Origin of the sequence: Pseudomonas arsenicoxydans (assembly GCF_900103875.1) — a bacterium.
Classification (GTDB): domain Bacteria; phylum Pseudomonadota; class Gammaproteobacteria; order Pseudomonadales; family Pseudomonadaceae; genus Aquipseudomonas; species Aquipseudomonas arsenicoxydans.
In genome coordinates this window covers 4442912-4459428 of record NZ_LT629705.1, presented here as the reverse complement: position 1 = coordinate 4459428, position 16517 = coordinate 4442912, and the positions used below count along the sequence as shown (strand labels likewise).

At 61.3% G+C, this 16517-nt stretch carries 13 protein-coding genes; 1 reads left to right on the top strand and 12 read right to left on the bottom strand.

Annotation, left to right across the window (positions count from 1 at the left end; all coding sequences use genetic code 11):
* Positions 1–64 precede the first annotated feature (64 nt).
* The 5 genes from BLQ41_RS20825 to BLQ41_RS20805 form a co-directional block, all read right to left on the bottom strand.
* On the bottom strand, positions 65–2551 hold the full coding sequence (locus BLQ41_RS20825) for an efflux RND transporter permease subunit (RefSeq protein ID WP_090183773.1): 2487 nt from the start codon (positions 2549–2551) through the stop codon (positions 65–67).
* Positions 2552–2582: 31 nt separating this feature from the next.
* Positions 2583–3653, bottom strand: coding sequence for a WD40/YVTN/BNR-like repeat-containing protein (locus BLQ41_RS20820; protein ID WP_090183770.1), 1071 nt, complete (start codon positions 3651–3653; stop codon positions 2583–2585).
* A gap of 68 nt (positions 3654–3721) precedes the next feature.
* A complete protein-coding gene (locus BLQ41_RS20815; protein ID WP_090183768.1) occupies positions 3722–5080 on the bottom strand; it encodes a DUF1329 domain-containing protein in 1359 nt (452 codons plus the stop codon).
* A 39-nt stretch (positions 5081–5119) separates the two neighbouring features.
* Entirely contained in the window at positions 5120–7135 is a 2016-nt protein-coding gene (locus BLQ41_RS20810; RefSeq protein WP_090183766.1) for a DUF1302 domain-containing protein, read from the bottom strand.
* 131 nt (positions 7136–7266) lie between these two features.
* Positions 7267–7848 carry an RBBP9/YdeN family alpha/beta hydrolase gene (locus tag BLQ41_RS20805; protein WP_090183764.1) on the bottom strand — a complete coding sequence of 194 codons (582 nt, stop codon included), beginning with the start codon at positions 7846–7848 and terminating at the stop codon, positions 7267–7269.
* A gap of 258 nt (positions 7849–8106) precedes the next feature.
* On the opposite strand from BLQ41_RS20805, the gene BLQ41_RS20800 reads away from it, so the two are divergent.
* Positions 8107–9123 carry an AraC family transcriptional regulator gene (locus BLQ41_RS20800; RefSeq protein ID WP_090183763.1) on the top strand — a complete coding sequence of 339 codons (1017 nt, stop codon included), beginning with the start codon at positions 8107–8109 and terminating at the stop codon, positions 9121–9123.
* 251 nt (positions 9124–9374) lie between these two features.
* Here the strand turns inward: BLQ41_RS20800 and BLQ41_RS20795 are convergent, their stop codons facing one another.
* The 7 genes from BLQ41_RS20795 to BLQ41_RS20765 all read right to left on the bottom strand — a co-directional run bounded on the left by BLQ41_RS20795 (position 9375) and on the right by BLQ41_RS20765 (position 15764).
* Complete coding sequence (locus tag BLQ41_RS20795; RefSeq protein WP_090183761.1) at positions 9375–10385, bottom strand: YeiH family protein; 1011 nt, start codon at positions 10383–10385, stop codon at positions 9375–9377.
* The gene (locus BLQ41_RS20790) at positions 10382–10708 is read right to left on the bottom strand and encodes a Rieske (2Fe-2S) protein (protein ID WP_090183760.1); all 327 of its coding nucleotides are present in this window, start codon (positions 10706–10708) and stop codon (positions 10382–10384) included. Before BLQ41_RS20790 ends, BLQ41_RS20795 begins: the two co-directional genes overlap by 4 nt.
* The gene (locus BLQ41_RS20785; RefSeq protein ID WP_090183758.1) at positions 10705–11367 is read right to left on the bottom strand and encodes a DsbA family oxidoreductase; all 663 of its coding nucleotides are present in this window, start codon (positions 11365–11367) and stop codon (positions 10705–10707) included. The genes BLQ41_RS20790 and BLQ41_RS20785 overlap by 4 nt, the downstream gene beginning before the upstream one ends.
* A complete protein-coding gene (locus tag BLQ41_RS20780; RefSeq protein WP_090183756.1) occupies positions 11364–12692 on the bottom strand; it encodes an MFS transporter in 1329 nt (442 codons plus the stop codon). The genes BLQ41_RS20785 and BLQ41_RS20780 overlap by 4 nt, the downstream gene beginning before the upstream one ends.
* An 89-nt stretch (positions 12693–12781) precedes the next feature.
* A complete protein-coding gene (locus tag BLQ41_RS20775; RefSeq protein ID WP_090183754.1) occupies positions 12782–13834 on the bottom strand; it encodes a BKACE family enzyme in 1053 nt (350 codons plus the stop codon).
* An 86-nt stretch (positions 13835–13920) separates the two neighbouring features.
* The gene (locus BLQ41_RS20770; protein WP_090183752.1) at positions 13921–14769 is read right to left on the bottom strand and encodes a TauD/TfdA dioxygenase family protein; all 849 of its coding nucleotides are present in this window, start codon (positions 14767–14769) and stop codon (positions 13921–13923) included.
* Positions 14770–14783: 14 nt separating this feature from the next.
* Positions 14784–15764, bottom strand: coding sequence for a quinone oxidoreductase family protein (locus tag BLQ41_RS20765; RefSeq protein ID WP_090183750.1), 981 nt, complete (start codon positions 15762–15764; stop codon positions 14784–14786).
* Positions 15765–16517 lie beyond the last annotated feature (753 nt).

Below are 16517 nucleotides of genomic sequence, written 5' to 3'. Positions count from 1 at the left end.
TTGAAATCCTCAGGCAAATGCCAGGGCATTGAACCTGCCCTGGTCAATGGAAGTGGCCCCTGGTTCAGGGAGTGCTAATCAGTTCCGCCGTACGTTCGGTGGACAGCGTTGGCGTGGGAAGAATGTTGCGCAGCAGGAAATGCGACAGCGCCGGGATCAGGATCAGCGCACCGAGCATGTTCCAGATGAACATGAAGGTCAGCAGGATGCCCATGTCCGCCTGGAACTTGATCGGCGACCAGGCCCAGCACACCACGCCCGCCGCCAGGGTGATGCCGACCAGCCCCACCACCCGGCCGGTGAAGGACACCGCGTTGCGGTAAGCCTGGGCTAATGGCAGGCCCTGGCGCTGGTAGTGCAGCTGCACACTGAGCAAATACAAGGCGTAATCGACGCCGATCCCGACGCCCAGTGCGATCACCGGCAACGTCGCCACCTTCACGCCAATGCCCATGATCACCATCAACGCCTCGCACAGGATCGAGGTCAGCACCAGCGGCAGTAACGCCACCAACGTGGCACGCCAACTGCGGAAGGTGATCAGGCAGAACAGCGTCACCGCTGCATAAACGTAAAGCAGCATTGTGTGGTTGGCTTCACGCACCACGATGTTGGTCGCCGCTTCAATCCCGGCCGTCCCGGCAGCCAGCAGGAACTGGCGATCGGCAGTGCTGTTCTCCCGGGCGAACTTGTCCGCGATGGCTACCACGGCGTCCAGCGTCTGGGCTTTGTGGTCCTTGAGAAAGGCAATGACCGGCATCACCGAACAGTCGGTATTGAACAGTTCCGGCGCGTTGACCGAGGCTTGTTGTGCCGCGTAGTTCAGCACGTTCTGATTGCGCTGGATGCTGTTGAGCTTAGGGTTGCCTTCGAACGAACCGGCGGTGATCTGGCGCACGGCATTGACCAGCGATGAAGTCGCTTGCACGCCCGGATACTGCTGCAGTTCCCAGGCCAGGCGGTCGGCGAGGATCAGTGTCTGGTAGTTGAGGCAGCCTTCGGGCGGCGTCTTGATCATCACCGCGAACAGGTCGCTCGACAGCGCATAGTGGCTGGTGATGTAGGCGTTATCACGGTTGTAACGCGAGTCCGCGCGCAGCTCCGGGGCGCCACTGTCGAGGTCGCCGATTTGCAGGTGCTGGCTGACCATGAAGCCTGCGATGCCTAACGCCACGGCGCCGAGCACGATGCCCGTGGCCCACTTGCGCGTGGTGAAACGGTCGAGGAAATCCCAGAGCTTGCCGAACCCTCGGCTTTGCGCCGCGCGGGTATCGATCTTCAGCGCCCGTTCGGCCGCCTTCGCCCCGACGCCGATGTACGACAGCGCCACCGGCATCAGCAACAGCGAGGTGAAGATCAACACGGCGACGCCGATGCTGGCGGTGATCGCCAGGTCCTGGATTACCGGAATGTCGATCAGCATCAACACCGCGAAGCCCACCGCATCCGCCAGCAATGCAGTGACACCTGCAATAAACAGACGCCGGAAGGTGTACCGCGCCGCCACCAGTTTATGGGTGCCACGGGCGATGTCCTGCATGATGCCGTTCATTTTCTGTGCCGCGTGGGACACACCGATCGCGAAAATCAGGAACGGCACCAGCACCGAATACGGATCGATGGCATACCCCAGCCAGGCAACAATGCCCAGCTGCCAGACCACTGCGGTCAGCGAACAGACAATCACCAGCAGCGTGCTGCGCAGGCAACGGGTGTAGAGGTAAATGATGACGAACGAGGTGACCACCGCCAGGCCGAAAAACATCATCACCTGGATCAGGCCATCGATCAGGTCGCCGATCAGCTTGGCGAAACCGATCACACGGACCTTGTACTTGCCCTTGCCCTCCTCCCCGGCCTTGCGTGCCTGGCTGTCACCGGCAAATTCGATCTTGTCACGCAGTTGCGTTTCGAGTTTCTGCGCGAAGGCGTAGTAATCGATGCCTTGGCCGGTGGCCGAAGCCTTGTCCAGCAACGGCACAATCAACATGCTCGATTTGAAATCGCTGGCCACCAGGCTGCCGACGATGCCGGCGCGATTGATATTCTGGCGCAACTGATCAATGTCTTCGGCCGAGCCGCGGTAGGCATCGGGCATCACCGGGCCACCCTGGAAGCCCTCCTCGGTCACTTCGTTCCAGCGCACCGCCGGGCTCCACAACGACTTCATCCAGGCCCGGTCAACGCCTTCGGAGAGAAACAAGTCGTCGTTGACCTGTTTGAGAACGGTCAGGTAGTCGGGGTCGAAAATATCGCCCTGGGTGTTTTCCACCACCACCCGCACCGAACTGCCCAGGCCACGCAACGATTTACGGTTCTCCAGAAAATTCTGGATGTAGGGCTGGCTCTGCGGAATCATCTTCTCGAAGCTGGGGCGCAGCTCCAGGCGGGTGGCCGCCATATAGCCCAACAGCAGCGTGACCAGCGTCATGCACAGCATGAACAGCGGACGGTAATTGAAGACCCAGCGCTCCAGCCGGTTGCCCGAGCGCCGATCGAAGTCACGCATGTGGCGGATCACCGGCATGGTGTCTTGCTTGAGGTTGCCCATGTCAGGGTACTCGCTCTAATGAATCCAGTTCTTATTTGACGTCCAGTGCGCGGGCACCACGGCTGCCGACCAACACCAGCGTGCCGTCGGGGGTGCTGATGGCGCCGGCTGACGGAGCCGGATTTTGCTGAGGTATTGACGTCAGTCGCGAATCGCCTGCATCGACCAGCATTTGTCCTGCCTGGCTAAACAGCAGGTAGCGACCCTTGGCGTCCACCGTGGCGGCGGTGATGCTGACTTGCAGGCCGGTGTTGAGCGCGGCCCAACTCGCGCCACCGTCAACGCTGCGAAACACATGGCCGCGCAGGCCGTAGACCAACACTTCGCCAGGCTTGCCAATCACGCCGAAAAAACTGCCCTGATAAGGCGAATCGAGCGCCACGAAACGCTGCGCGGATTCATTCCACTTGAGCAGCAGGCCTTGTTCGCCAACGATGTAGAGCGCATCGCCGGTGGACGCGATGGCATTGAGGTGCAGGCTTTGCGGGTTATCGCTGCGGTCCTGGAACGGTGTCCAGTGCTGGCCGCCATCGTCGGTGCGCAGAATCAGGTTGAATGCACCGACCACGTAACCGGTCTTTTCATTGGCGAACCACACGTCGAGCAGTGGCTTATCAGCGCCCTCCTCGGTCAGCCGCTGGCCCTCCTCGACGCGGGTGGCCCATTGTTCATTGGCCGGTTCGGCACTGGCCAACGCACCGTAGTGGTTGACCAGCAAGGCGCCGATCTGGCGGCCGTCCAGTTGTTTGCTCCATGTCTGGCCGCCGTCGCTGGTGTGCAGCACCACGCCGTCATTGCCGACCGCCCAACCTTGCGCCGCCGTGGGAAAACTCACGGCATTCAGGTCGGCACTGACCGGCACGGCAGCCTGCTGCCAGGCTTTGCCGCCATCATCGGAATAGAGAATGTGGCCACGCTGTCCAACGGCAACCAGTCGTGTCCCGGCGCGGGCCACGCCCAGCAACGGACTGCGCACTGCCAGCGCGCTGGTCTTGGCCGGCAAGTCCAGCACGTCGATGTAGCTAGCTGCCTGGGTGAAGCCGTGCAACAGGGCAAGGGCCATGCCCAGCGCCAACTGCCGGTACTTTTTGTACGAACACATACGGCGTCCTCATGAAAAAGCTGCGCCGGGAGCACATCGTGTGCAACCCGGCGTTGAAACACAGCGCTTTAGCGAATGCCGGCCCCCGCCAGTGACTCCGGCGACCATTGCGCCTTGGACAGGGAGTCGATGTAACGGATGCCGCCGTAAGGGCCCACCACACCGTTGATGTTGTAGGAGCCGCCGACCAGGTCGTAGATCATGAACGGCGTGGAGTCCGGCACCTGCTTGTCATAGCTCTGGCTGAGGAACGCGAAGGAACCACGGTAGAGCTGACCACGGGCGTCGTATTGGTCAGAGGCCAGTGCCGCCCAACTGTCTTCGTCGAGGTAGAAGCGACGCTTCTGGTAGACGTGACGCGCACCCGGTTTGAGGTTGCCTTCCACCACCCACACGCGATGTTTCTCCCAGCGCACGAAGTCCGGCGACAGGTGATTGGGGGTGGTCAGGCTTTTCGGATCCTGGGCATAGGTCAGCTTGTAGGTGTTGTACGGCACGATCATTTCTTGCTTGCCGACCAACTTCCAGTCGTAGCGATCCAGTGCGCCGTTGAACACGAACACATCATCGTAAGTGCCCGCACCGGCGGTTCCCGGATTCGGCGTGTCGTAGGCCAGGTTCGGCGCCAGTTTGACGCGACGCTGGCCCGGCAGGTATTGCCAGGCACGGCGTGGCTGCGCCAGCGGGTTGGCGGCGTCCTTGAGCATGATCGACTCGCCAGCGCGACGTGCGGGGCCGGTGTAATACAGCTTCATCTGGTAGTACACGTCGGCGCTGCTAATGGGCTGCGCCATGTTTTCGTAGATCGGGTAGGTGATGAACGCCTGCCCCGTGGTGGCCAGGCTTGGCACACCGGCCGAGTCGACGTTCCAGGAATCGTACTTGGAGTTGATGTTGACGCCCTGGTAACGCAGCAGGAAGTTCCACATCGCCTCGCTGCCCGATTGCGGAATCGGAAACGGCACGCCGGGCAAGACGTTGTCGATGGCCAATCCGCCTTCAAGGGATTTGGCGCCATTGGCGTTCTTCAGGCTGTTGTCCAGCACCGCTTGCGGCAACGCCACGGTGCGATGGGTCGGATAGACATCGACGCGGTAGCTGGGGAAACGCTTGGCCAGCTCTACCGTGGTGGCGCTGAGCAGGCTCTTGTACTGGTCGACGTTTTTGCCATTGATGACCAGCAGCGGTTTTTCACTGGCAAAAGGGTCCGGGCGCATGCTGTCGCCCGCTTTGAAACTGGCCGGGGCCGTGGTCAGTCCGCCGGCGTAGGCGGGAATGGAACCGTCGGCGTTGGCAGCCTTTTCAGCGCCGATCAGGGTCAGGCTGCTACCGAGCTTGGCCGCATCCTGCGCCGACACGGCGGCTTGAACATGAGCGGCAGCGGCCAGGGCCAATGAAGCGGCCAGCAGAGTTTGCACGAATTTCATGGGGTCAATCTCCTGCTTAGTGTCTAAGCATTGGGTGAATCAGAAGGTGGTTTTCAGCGTCAGGTAGAGGGCGCCACGGTCTTCGGTGGTCGCACCGCCACCCGAGAAGGCTGAATAGCCACCGGCGTAGCACGCATAGTTTTCGTTACCGCTGAAGGCGTTCGGCGTGGAGCCGTCGCCACTGCTGGCGTTGGCTGCACCCGTGCTGTTGCCACTGACATTGCACTTGTCAGCCTTGCCGAAGGCGTCGACGTACTTGAGGTCGACGAAGTACTTGTTGTAGATCGCCGCACCGACGCCAAACGCATAGTTGCCGGTGTCTTTCGCGCCACCGCCCGAGACCGGTGAAACGCCGTCGAGGCCGACGTTGACGGACATCGGCATGCTCATGTCAACGCCGGGGAACACCTGGTACCAGGTCGGCGTGAAGTTGACCGCGATGCCCCAGTTGTCACGGGTCGGCGCATCGATGCCGTGGTAAGTGCTCTTGCCCTTGTAGAGCGCGGCGTTCTTGTCATCGAGCTTGAGCAGGTTGCTGTAATACAGCTCACCGAGCAGGACAGCCGAGTCGAACACCGGCGTCTTGGGCAAGGTCATCAGGCCGTTGAGCGTCCAGTGCAAGGTGTCGCCGGTGGCGCTCATGCTGTCGCCATCGTGCGGGGTGTCGTAGATGACACCGGTGGCCGCCGTGCGAGGCGGCAGCAAGCCGAGGCCCTGACCGAGTCCCAGTGGGCTGTTGGTGCTGACGATCGCCGGGATACTGGCCAATGGCATGTTGTGGCGGATGTTCAGGTCGCTGCCGACGCTGATGCCGCCGATGTCCTTGGACAGGCTCAAGCCGAAGATGTCGATGTTGTCTGAATACGCCAATTGATAAGTGGCGGTGCTCAACGAGTTCAGGGTGTTGACCACCGCCGGCACCTGGCCCGCTGGCCGCGTGCCATTGGGATTGGCCGAGCTCAACCCACGGGCGTCGAGCCAGGCTTGCGGCAAGATGTCCGAGGTCTTGCGGTAGTAGACGCCGAGCGTGCCGTCCAGCCAGGCGGGCGACCACTTGGCCATGACGCCCCAATCGCCCGAATTGCGCGGGGTCAGGTCATCGCCACGGCGCACGTTGGTCAGTGCGTTGCACGGCGCCAGGCCACACCCCAACGGGCTGCCTGGGGTGATCGAGTTGGTGTTGCCGAGCAGGAACGACTGCGCGCCGAAGCCCACCAGGTCGGAACCGCCATAATAAGTACCCGCCTCAGGCAGGCGTGCGGCGTCCCAATCAAGGAAATACTGGGCACCGACGGTCAACTCGGGGTTGATGGTGAAGGTCATCGACACCTGGTTGCGCGGGACGAACAACTCCTTGGCTTCGGTGCCGGGGGACGCTGCCAGCTTGGCCAGGTCCAGGCCGGACTGGCCGTAGCTGATCGAGTGCACCGGGTTGAGGATGGTCTCACCCCAGAACACGTTGTGTTGCCCGGCCTTGACGCTGAACAGCGACTCCTCCCCTACTTCGGTGCTGTAGAACACGAAGGCATCGAGGATTTCCCCCGAAGGACCGCTGTAGTACCGCTGGGCGTAGTGACTTAGATGCGGGCTGCCATTGCCGACATTGTCACCAGTCACCGCGGCGAGGCGCGGGTCATTGGCGACCAGCCCGGAGGTGTCGCCATTACCGTTGACGAACGGGTTGGAATTGGAGCCGGTGTTCTCATAGGCCTTGTCGTACCAGCTGGCGGCACTGACGCGAGCGCCCATGTGGTCCTTGTAGACCACGTCCATTTCGGTCAGCAGGTCGACACGGTTGGTGATGTTGGTGCCGGCCTTGCGAAAGTTGTAGTCACCGTCATTGTTGTTCGGCGTCCCGAGCATGCGTTTGTCGGCGTTTTCGGTGCGCACCCCGTAGTTGTACTTGACGGTGTTATCAAACCGCACGGCCCAGTCGGGGTTGCCGGTATCCAGCTCGACGGCGTGGGCGACCGGCATCGATGCCGCCAGGATCGCCAGCGTCAGCAGACTGCGACGTGAAGGAAGTGTGTGGCCGTGACTCTTATTGTTATGCATTACGGTGTCTCCGCCATGTTGTACTTGTTTTTAAGCGCAGCTTTCCTTGCACAGGCCCAGGTCAGAGGGCTTGCGTTGTGTTCACGCGTTAGAGCAATTGCCGGACGTGTGCCGACCGGCCAGGTGCCTGACTAGCGATCCAGTTCCAGAATGAGTGCCTCGGCTTGCGGCCAATGGCCAAAACCCGAGGCAGGATTGAGGTGGCCGACCTCACCGAGATTGACCACTTCGCTGCCCCAGTTGCGGGCCATGCAGGTAACGGCTTCGAGGCTGGCCAGGTGATCATTGCTGCTGGCCACGACGATGCTGCGAAAAGGCAGCGCGCCGGCAGGCAGTGGATCCCAGCCATGGGTTCGAAGGGTTTCAGGGGATGGATAACCCGACGGCCAGGTGGCATCGAGATCAGGTGGCGCGGCCAGTAGCGCGCCTTTGATTGGAGCGCTGTGCTGAGCCGTGCCATGTAGAGCAGCCCAGTGCGCGACCATCAACACACCGGCGCTGTGGGCGACGAGAATCACCGGCCCGTCGATCTGTGCAAGTTCATGCTGGATCGCCCGGACCCGGGCCGCGCAATCGAGCTTGTCGGTTTCCAGTGGCGGGACGCTGCGCACATTGCTCAGCCGGGCCTCCAGCAGCGTTTGCCAATGCTCGGCAACATGGTCGCGCAGACCGGGTACGATCAGAACGGTTGCGGCAGTTTGCAGTTTGTCCACTTCAACACCTTCGCCTTCACGATGACTCGACTGGCTGTTTTGCCAGAATCTTTTTGTAGGTCCGACATTAAAGAGCCCGTCACCCCCGCGCTTTTCATTTGACGACAGCGACTTTTCTTTTGATGACAGCGAAACGAGCCCGGATTGACGGTCGTGTGGAAGGCAAAAAGGCGGCTTCAAAAACTTTTCATTTCATGGTGTGCTGGCTATAGTCGCCCCGCTGATTTCCATCGGGACCACGCCAGGAAAGACCTTTGCATGCCAAAGCTTGTACGCGCCGCCGTCTTGACCAACTACCTGGAAGTGGCCCACTACCAGGGGCTCAATCCGCACGATTTGCTGGCGAACGTCGGCCTGAGCAAGGCCCGGCTGCAAGCCCCCGAGCAACGTATCCCGATCGATTCAGCCGTGCGTCTGCTGGAGGATTCGGCCGCTGCCAGTGGCTGTCAGACCTTCGGCCTGAGCATGGCCGAGTCGCGTCAGCTTTCGGATTTTGGGGTCGTCAGCCTGCTGCTCAGCCATCAGCGCACGCTGCGTGATGCGTTGCAGGTGCTGGTGCATTACCGGCACCTGATGAACGACTCGCTGGCAATCTTCGTTGAGGAAGCCGGCAAGATGGTGATCATTCGCGAGGAAGTGGTGACCGAGTCGCCAATGCCCTGTCGCCAGGCAAACGAACTGGCGATTGGCGTGATGTTCCGGCTTTGCGCCGCCCTGCTCGGCGCGCACTGGCATCCCTACAGCGTCAACTTCACGCACCAGCCTCCGGACAACCTGCAACTGCATCGTCGTCTGTTCGGCTGCAACCTGGAGTTTGGCAGCGAGTTCAATGGCATTGTCTGTCCCGATGCCAGCCTCGACATGACCAATCCGCATGCCGACCCGGCCATGGCGCGTTACGCCCAGCGCTATCTCGATTCGCTGCAGAACCACGAAGGGCCGTCGATCCTGTTCGAGGTGCGCAAGGCCATTTACCTGCTGCTGCCCATGGGCCGCGCCACCATCGAACAGATCGCCCAGACCCAGGGCATGAACGTGCGCACCCTGCAACGCCGCCTGAAAGACGATGGCTGCGCCTTCAACGACCTGATCAACGAAGTGCGCCGTGACTTGGTGCTGCGTTACCTGGAGAACCCGAATTACTCGCTGGGCCGCATCGCCGACATGCTGGGCTATTCCATGGCGAGTTCGTTCACCCGCTGGTTCATCTCCCAGTTCGGCATGCCACCGGCCACCTGGCGCAGCACACACAAAACCGACCCCACAAAACGCTGAACACCTGCTCCGACAGTTGATCGTTCCCACGTCGAGGCGTCGAACCGTCCGCGTGGGAATGCCTCAAGGGACGCTCCGCGTTCCAATGGGACGCAAAGCGTCCCGGGCTGCATTCCCACGCAGAGCGTGGGAACGATCTACACGTAAAAAAAAAACGGCGACTGCTGGTACAGTCGCCGCAAAAAAACCGGTGCTTTTGACCCCGGTCGAGTGCCGCAGTACGTCGGAGTGAACGCAATGCGGCGGCTGTGTTACATCCCCCAGCGCAGCAACAGCAGCACCAGGACAACCAGGAACACGGTCTCCCCCACCATCAACAGAATGGGTTTGATGCCCACTGACGCAAGCTCCTTGAGCCGGGTTTTCATGCCCAGGGCACTGATGGAAACCACCAGGCACCAGCGCGACAGTTCATTGACCGAACCTTGCACCACCGGAGCGATCCAACCCGTGCTGTTGATGCAGGCCAGCATCAGAAAACCGACAGCGAACCACGGCAACAGCGGCGGCCGTTTGCCTGTGGGGTCGGCGCCTTGCAGGCGGGTGATCATGGCGGCGCTGACAATCACCGGTAGCAACATGGCCACGCGCATCAACTTGACCACCGTCGCCGTATCGCCCGTTTCGGTGGACATGCTGTAACCGGCGCCCACGACCTGAGCGACATCGTGGATGGTGGCCCCGAGGAACACACCTGCCATTTGAGGCGACAACGACAGCCAGTTGGCAATCATCGGATAGACGATCATTGCCAGGGTCGATAGCGCCGACACCCCAATCACCGTGAACAGCGTGGCCCGCTCTTTCTGCGGATGATTGGGCAACGCAGCGGCCAGCGCCAACGCTGCTGAAGCACCGCAAATCGCGGTGGCGCCGCCAGTGAGCATGCCGAACAGACGCTGAAACCCCAGCGCCTTGGCCGCGATCACCGAGACGCCAATGGTCACGACCACCAGAATCACCACCAGCGCCACTGGTTTCCACCCCAGCGCCACCATCTGCTCCAGGGTAATGCGCATGCCCAACAGCGCCACGCCGATGCGCAATACGCTGCGGGCAGTGAATTCAATGCCGGCCTTGCACGCGCCGTCCGCCGCCAGAAAGTTGAGCGCCATGCCCAGCAGCAAGGCGAACAGCATCACCGGCGCACCGTAATGCTCGGACAAAAAGGAAGCGGCCGCCGCGACGATCAGGCTGACAATGAAACCTGGTGCCAACTCGCGTGTTCGGCTGTGGATACGGGTGAGAGCAATGGCGCTCATGGCGCGGACTCCTGGGGAACGATGACGATAAAGGCCTGGCCGTCGACCACCTCGACCGGGTAGTTGGCGACCTTGAGTTTGTTGGAATTGAGCAAGTAGCCGCTGGCCAGATCGAAGCGCAATCCATGGGCGCAGCACTGAATCTGTCGTCCGTCGAGGCGCCCGCCACAGAGCGAAGCGCCCTGGTGCGGGCAGCTGTCGTCGATGGCGAACAACTGCCCGTCGACGTTGAACAACGCCAGGCTTTTGTCTTCAAACTCGAACAGCGCACGGGCGCCGACCTGCGGGTGTTTGCCGGCAGGGACGGGAATACGCCTGATCATGCCGGTTGCCACTCGCGATGACTTTCCTTGAGCGCTTCGTTCATGGCCCCGAGCAGCGTCTGAGCGGGTTGTGCACCGACCACGGTCAGGCGACCGTCGAACTGAAAGCCCGGCACGCCACTGGTTGCGCCGGGGGATCCGTCAAAGGGTGTGGCGTCGCCCTTCAGGCAATCGAGCACCCTGTCCGTATCGACGCCGCAGGAACGAGCAATCGCGAGCAACGTCTCACGGCAACCAAGGTTTTCGCCTTTGCGAAAATAAGCGGCGAACAGCCGTTCGAGCAACATTTCACGCTGGATAGCATTGCCCAGCGCGCTGGCACGCTCGAACAAACGATGGGCGTCAGCGGTGTTGGGCATCGTCGCGATGCGGCCGAGGTCGATGGCCAGTCCAACCTCACGGGCGGCCTGCTGTACCTGCGCCTGGCGCATGGTCACAGCGGCGGCATTACCCAGACGCTTGCGATAGAAATCAGCGAAGGGTTCACCCTCTACCGGCAACTGCGGCAGTAACTGCACCCCATGCCACACGGTGGTGATCTGCACATCCGGATGGCGACTGCGAAACTGTACCTGCGCATGCTCCAGTTGGCGTTTGCCGATCAGGCACCAGGGGCAAATGAAATCGAAAAACACGTCAATACGTAAACAACCCTTCACACCTTCACCTCTAACGCTGCTTCGCTGACGGAGCCGTGCGCTTCCTGGCCCTTAATTCGGGCAATATCGTTGTGGTAATGACTCTTGGCATAGAAGAACACCGCAGCGGCCGCGATGCTGACCAGAGGCACTAACTGAAACGCGGCATGCAGGCCGATCGCGTCGGATACCCGGCCGGTGATGAACGGCCCCGGCGCCAGGCCCAACATGTTGTTGGCCAGGGTCAGTGTGGCGAAAGCCGTGCCGTGCACCGAGTAATGGGTCAGGTTGGCAACCATGGCCCCGGCGGGACCGGTAGTGCCTGCCGCAATCAACATGCCCAGACAGATCAGCGACAATTGCACGGGGCCCGGCGGCAGCGCGAAAGCCGCCGACAACAGCAGGCAGCTGCCCAGGCAATAAGCGATGGCCAGGGCCACCTTGCGCTCCGGCGAATGGCGACACAGCCGGTCACTGAGGATGCCGCACAGGATCATCCCCACGCCGCTGCACAACACAATGATTGCCGCCATGCCACCGGCTTTGTCGGTGCCCATGTCGTAGTAGCGATTCAGGTAACTGGGCATCCACACAATCACCGTGCCGCCGACGAACAACTGCAAGCCGCTGCCGACATAGGTGGCGATCACCGAGCGGCTGGAAAACAGCGTGCGCAACGGATGCTTGATCTTGGCGCAAGCTTTGCTCGTCGCGTTAGCTGCACGTTGTGGAGCGATGCGCGCTTCTTTGACGATGATCGGGTAAAGCACCGCCAGCAGCAGACCGAACAGCGACATGCCGGCAAACGACCAACGCCAGCCCAACTTGGCGGCGATGGCGCCGCCCAGCGCCATGCCCAGGACTGATCCGAACATGCCACCCGCCATAAACGCACTGCTCAACGTTGCGCGCATGTGTTTGGGAAAGACCGAAATCACCACCGCGATGCCAACGCTGCCATACGCAGCCTCGCCGACGCCCACCATGAAACGGGCAATGAACATCTGCGGATAGTCCTGCGCCAACGCGCAGCCCAGTGTGGCCAGACTCCACAGCAACGCCATCAACGCCAGGCTTTTGACCCGACCGAAGCGATCAGCCATCAACGACAGGGGAAATGTCAGCAGGCCAACCATCAACGCAACAATGCCGCTGAGCAAGCCGAGCTGGCCGTCGCTCAGGGCCCACTCGCCCTTGAGCATCGGGAACACCGCGTTCAGCACCTGGCGCGACATGTAATCGGAAATCAACAGGCCGAACGTCAGGGCGAAGACGATCCAGGCGTATGGCCGCGCAACGCTGACAGCAACGTCGTCATCGTCTGCGGCGATTGGGTGAAAGGCCATGAAGCCTCCTCGAAACGTTATTTTTGTTGTTATCGAGCGTTGTGCAATGCAATGAGCGGGAGGCCATCGCCCCCCGCCTTCGCTGCCGGTCAACCGCGTTGCGGAACACCTTTTTGCCCAGCCTTGCGGTTGGGGGCCATGCCATTGGCCAACAGGGTTGCTTCGATGCTCGGGTACTGCACGCCGATGCGATAAATCTCACGGGCTTCTTTGCCGGTGGCGATCTCGCGTCCCAGTTCATGGGCGACGCGCACGGTTTGCTCGATCTGCTGCACCGAGCTGAACCGCTTGCCCTTGTGATCAATAATAGTGTCTTCAATGCCCACACGCGGGTGCAGCCCCATGGCCAGGGCCATGGTGTTGAACGGCAGCACGTTCTTGAGCAGCGATTCAGCAGTCAGCGTGCAGCCATCCGGTGCGCGATGAATGAAGTTGAAGAAGTTGAACGGGTTGGGACCATCGAAACCACCGCCGATGCCGATCCAGGTCAGGTTCAGCGGCCCCATGTAGACGCCTTTGCGCACCAGGCGCTCAAGGGTCTCCATGGCGTGCATGCCGGTCAGCTGGAAGTGCGGCTGAATGCCGTTATCCATCAGGCGCTTGAGGTGCTCGGCAACCCAGGCCGGGCCGGCCGGCACGGTCATCTCGCTGTAGGCAGCCTGATAGGCCGGGTTCGCCAGGGATGTGCCTTCCAGGTATTCCGGGTAGAGCAATTCCATGATGTTCATCTGGGTGGTGTTGATCGCCACCGTGACCTGATCCGGCTTGGGCGTCAGTTCCGCGAGCATGTGGCGGGTATCGTCGGACAGCCATTTGGCCGCTTCGCCATCGCTTTCCGGGGCGAAGGAAATCGAGCCACCGACCTGAATGATCATGTCCGGCACGGCTTCACGCACACCGGCGATCAGCTCGTTGAACTTGGACAGGCGCTTGGAGCCTTTGCCATCCAATTCACGCACGTGCAGGTGCAATACGGTGGCACCGGCCTCGTAGCAATCGACCGCCTTCTGCACCTGCTCATCCATGGTCAGCGGGATGTCTTCGGGGAAGTCTTCGGGCATCCATTCCGGGCCGTACGGGGCCACGGTGATGACCACCTTTTCCATGTTTTCCGGGTGCAGGGAATCGTCGAAGAATTGCATGGGTTACTCCTGTTTTTATGATTGTCCGCCCAGCCGGGATCGTGCCCGGTGGGCGCAGTGATGAGTGCGAATGCAGAGACGGTCTATCAGTAAGTCTTGTCGCCGATGATCCCGGCGCGTTCCATCTTGCGGTGGCACGGCGGGTAATCCATGACGGCGTAATGTTGCGTGCTGCGGTTGTCCCAGATGGCGATGCTGTTGGGCTTCCAGCGCCAGCGCACTTGATACTCGGGGATGTACGCCTGGCTGATCAGGTAGCGCAGCAACTCGCTGGCGCCTGGGTTGGCGTCCTGGCCGAAACGCACCCTTTCAGGCGTGTGGTAGTTGCTGAAATGGGTGGTGAAGGCGTTGACGAACAGCACCTTCTCGCCGGTTTCCGGGTGAGTGCGCACCACCGGGTGTTCGGCATCCGGGTACAGGGCCTTGAGCGCCAGGCGTTTTTCCATCGGCATGGCTGCGCCGAAGCTGGCCTCGATGCTGTGCCGGGCACGCAGGTCGGCAATTTTTGTCTTTACCTCGTCAGGTAACTGCGCGTAGGCCTCGACCATGTTCGCCCACATGGTGTCGCCCCCCACCGGCGGGCATTCCACGCAGCGCAGCACACAGCCCATGGGCGGCGCGTCGCGCCAGGTGGCATCGGTGTGCCAGGCGTTTTCGTAGCGGTCCATCGGTTGGTCGGGCTTTTTGTAGATCTGCACCAACCCCGGGTGATCCGGGTCACTGCCGGCCACCGGATGATCCTCCAGCTCGCCGAAACGACGGGCGAACGCTACGTGCTCGGCACGGTTGATGTCCTGATCACGCAAGAACACCACACGATGCGTCAGCAACTGGGCGCGGATCTCGGCAAAAAGACCATCGTCATGGATGGCGTCCGCGAGGTTTACGCCGATCAGTTCCGCGCCAATGTTGCAGGTCAGTTGTTCGACTTTCATGGCAGCAGGCTCCCTTAAATGACGAAAATCGACGAGCCGGTGGTCTTGCGTGATTCCAGATCACGGTGCGCCTGTACGGCATCCTGCAGGGCGTAATGCTGGTTGATCTCGATCTTGATCCGTCCGTTGCCAACGTGGTCGAACAGCTCGCCTGCCAGGGCGGCTTTTTCCACAGGGTCGGAGATGTAGTCGGCCAACGCCGGACGCGTCAGAAACAGCGAGCCTTTCATCGCCAACAAGACCGGGTCAAAAGCCGGGATCGGGCCGGAAGCGGTGCCGACGCAGACCATCAAGCCCCGGCGTTTGAGCGAGTCGAGCGATCCCATGAAGGTGTTTTTGCCAACGCTGTCGAACACCACGTTGACGCCGACACCGTCAGTCAGCTCGCGAACGCGCCCGGCAACGTCCTCGTGGGTATAGTTGATGACGTGGTCACAGCCATGCGCCTTAGCTATTTCAGCTTTGGCTTCGGTGGATACCGTGCCAATGACTGTCAGCCCCAGCAGCTTGGCCCACTGCGAAACGATCAGGCCGACGCCCCCGGCAGCGGCGTGCAGCAGAATTGTGTCGCCGGCCTTGAAAGCGTGAATGCGCCGCATCAGGTAGGCCGAGGTCAGCCCGCGCATGGTCATGGCGGCGGCGGTCTCAAAACTGATGGTTTCGGGCAATTTGATCAATGCCGAGGCCGGGATCAGGCGCTCGGTGCTGTAGGCGCCCAGGGTGTTGAGGAATCCGGTATAGGTGACGCGATCGCCGACCTCGACCTGGGTCACGCCCTCGCCCACCGCTTGGACCACGCCCGAGGCTTCGACGCCCATGCCGTTTGCCAGCGGGATCGGGTAGGTGCCATTGCGGAAGTAGGTGTCGGCGTAGTTGAGTCCGACAGCCACTTGCCGGAGTCGAACCTGACCCGGGCCTGGGTCGCCGACCTCGACGTCTTCATAACGGAGGACTTCGGGACCACCTGTTTCGTAGAAGCGTACGGCTTTGGCCATGCCTTTTATTCTCCAATCTGCATTTTTTTGGCGTAATGCGCCGATTTGCGTTGATTGGACTGTAGGCTGCGGGGTTATGAATCGCTTCTCATCAGACGACAATGACTTTTCATTTCATGACAGAGGGTGGTTGCTTTCAGGCTAGTGCTATTGGGGGTTGGGGTTGGTTTTGGGTACATATCCGTTGCTGCGGTAACGGCGGCTTAGGGTTCCGCCCTGACGGCGGGTCACTTTGGAAAAGCCCCAAAGTAACCAAAGGGCTCTTGCCCCTGACGTTCGGTGCCTCGCCTAGGCTCGGCATGCCCTCGTTCCGGTCCTGCTCCGTGGGCCCGCCGCCATCGGCCATCCATGGCCGGGGGCGGCTACCGCGGCATCCTTGCCGCGGTGCCCACTGCGCAGAACCTCCACTCGGCCTCTCGAGGGGGCGTGCACCGCCAAAGCCAAAGCGAGGCGGCCTGCCAGCCGACCTGGCTCTTCAACGCTTACGCGTAGTGATCGTTCTCCAGAGTGTGGGCGCGGTTACGCGAGGCGGCCTTCCGGCCAACCTGGCTTTGGCAGATGTACTCAATACCTGTGGGAGCGAGCTTGCTCGCGATGGCGGCATTACAGGCAACATCACCGCCGACTGACAGGGCCTCATCGCGGGCAAGCTCGCTCCCACCTAAAGCAGACCAGCGTACCGCTTGTGCTTCTCACCACTCATCAGGCCGAGCGTTAGCTCGCCTTCCGCTTTTGATCTTGATCTTGATCTTG

What these genes read in the sequence shown, in the direction of transcription:
- BLQ41_RS20825 (WP_090183773.1), bottom strand. Translation starts at nt 2,551, where the DNA reads ATGGGCAACCTCAAGCAAGACACCATGCCGGTGATCCGCCACATGCGT.
- BLQ41_RS20820 (WP_090183770.1), bottom strand. Translation starts at nt 3,653, where the DNA reads ATGTGTTCGTACAAAAAGTACCGGCAGTTGGCGCTGGGCATGGCCCTT.
- BLQ41_RS20815 (WP_090183768.1), bottom strand. Translation starts at nt 5,080, where the DNA reads ATGAAATTCGTGCAAACTCTGCTGGCCGCTTCATTGGCCCTGGCCGCT.
- BLQ41_RS20810 (WP_090183766.1), bottom strand. Translation starts at nt 7,135, where the DNA reads ATGCATAACAATAAGAGTCACGGCCACACACTTCCTTCACGTCGCAGT.
- BLQ41_RS20800 (WP_090183763.1), top strand. Translation starts at nt 8,107, where the DNA reads ATGCCAAAGCTTGTACGCGCCGCCGTCTTGACCAACTACCTGGAAGTG.
- BLQ41_RS20795 (WP_090183761.1), bottom strand. Translation starts at nt 10,385, where the DNA reads ATGAGCGCCATTGCTCTCACCCGTATCCACAGCCGAACACGCGAGTTG.
- BLQ41_RS20790 (WP_090183760.1), bottom strand. Translation starts at nt 10,708, where the DNA reads ATGATCAGGCGTATTCCCGTCCCTGCCGGCAAACACCCGCAGGTCGGC.
- BLQ41_RS20780 (WP_090183756.1), bottom strand. Translation starts at nt 12,692, where the DNA reads ATGGCCTTTCACCCAATCGCCGCAGACGATGACGACGTTGCTGTCAGC.
- BLQ41_RS20775 (WP_090183754.1), bottom strand. Translation starts at nt 13,834, where the DNA reads ATGCAATTCTTCGACGATTCCCTGCACCCGGAAAACATGGAAAAGGTG.
- BLQ41_RS20770 (WP_090183752.1), bottom strand. Translation starts at nt 14,769, where the DNA reads ATGAAAGTCGAACAACTGACCTGCAACATTGGCGCGGAACTGATCGGC.
- BLQ41_RS20765 (WP_090183750.1), bottom strand. Translation starts at nt 15,764, where the DNA reads ATGGCCAAAGCCGTACGCTTCTACGAAACAGGTGGTCCCGAAGTCCTC.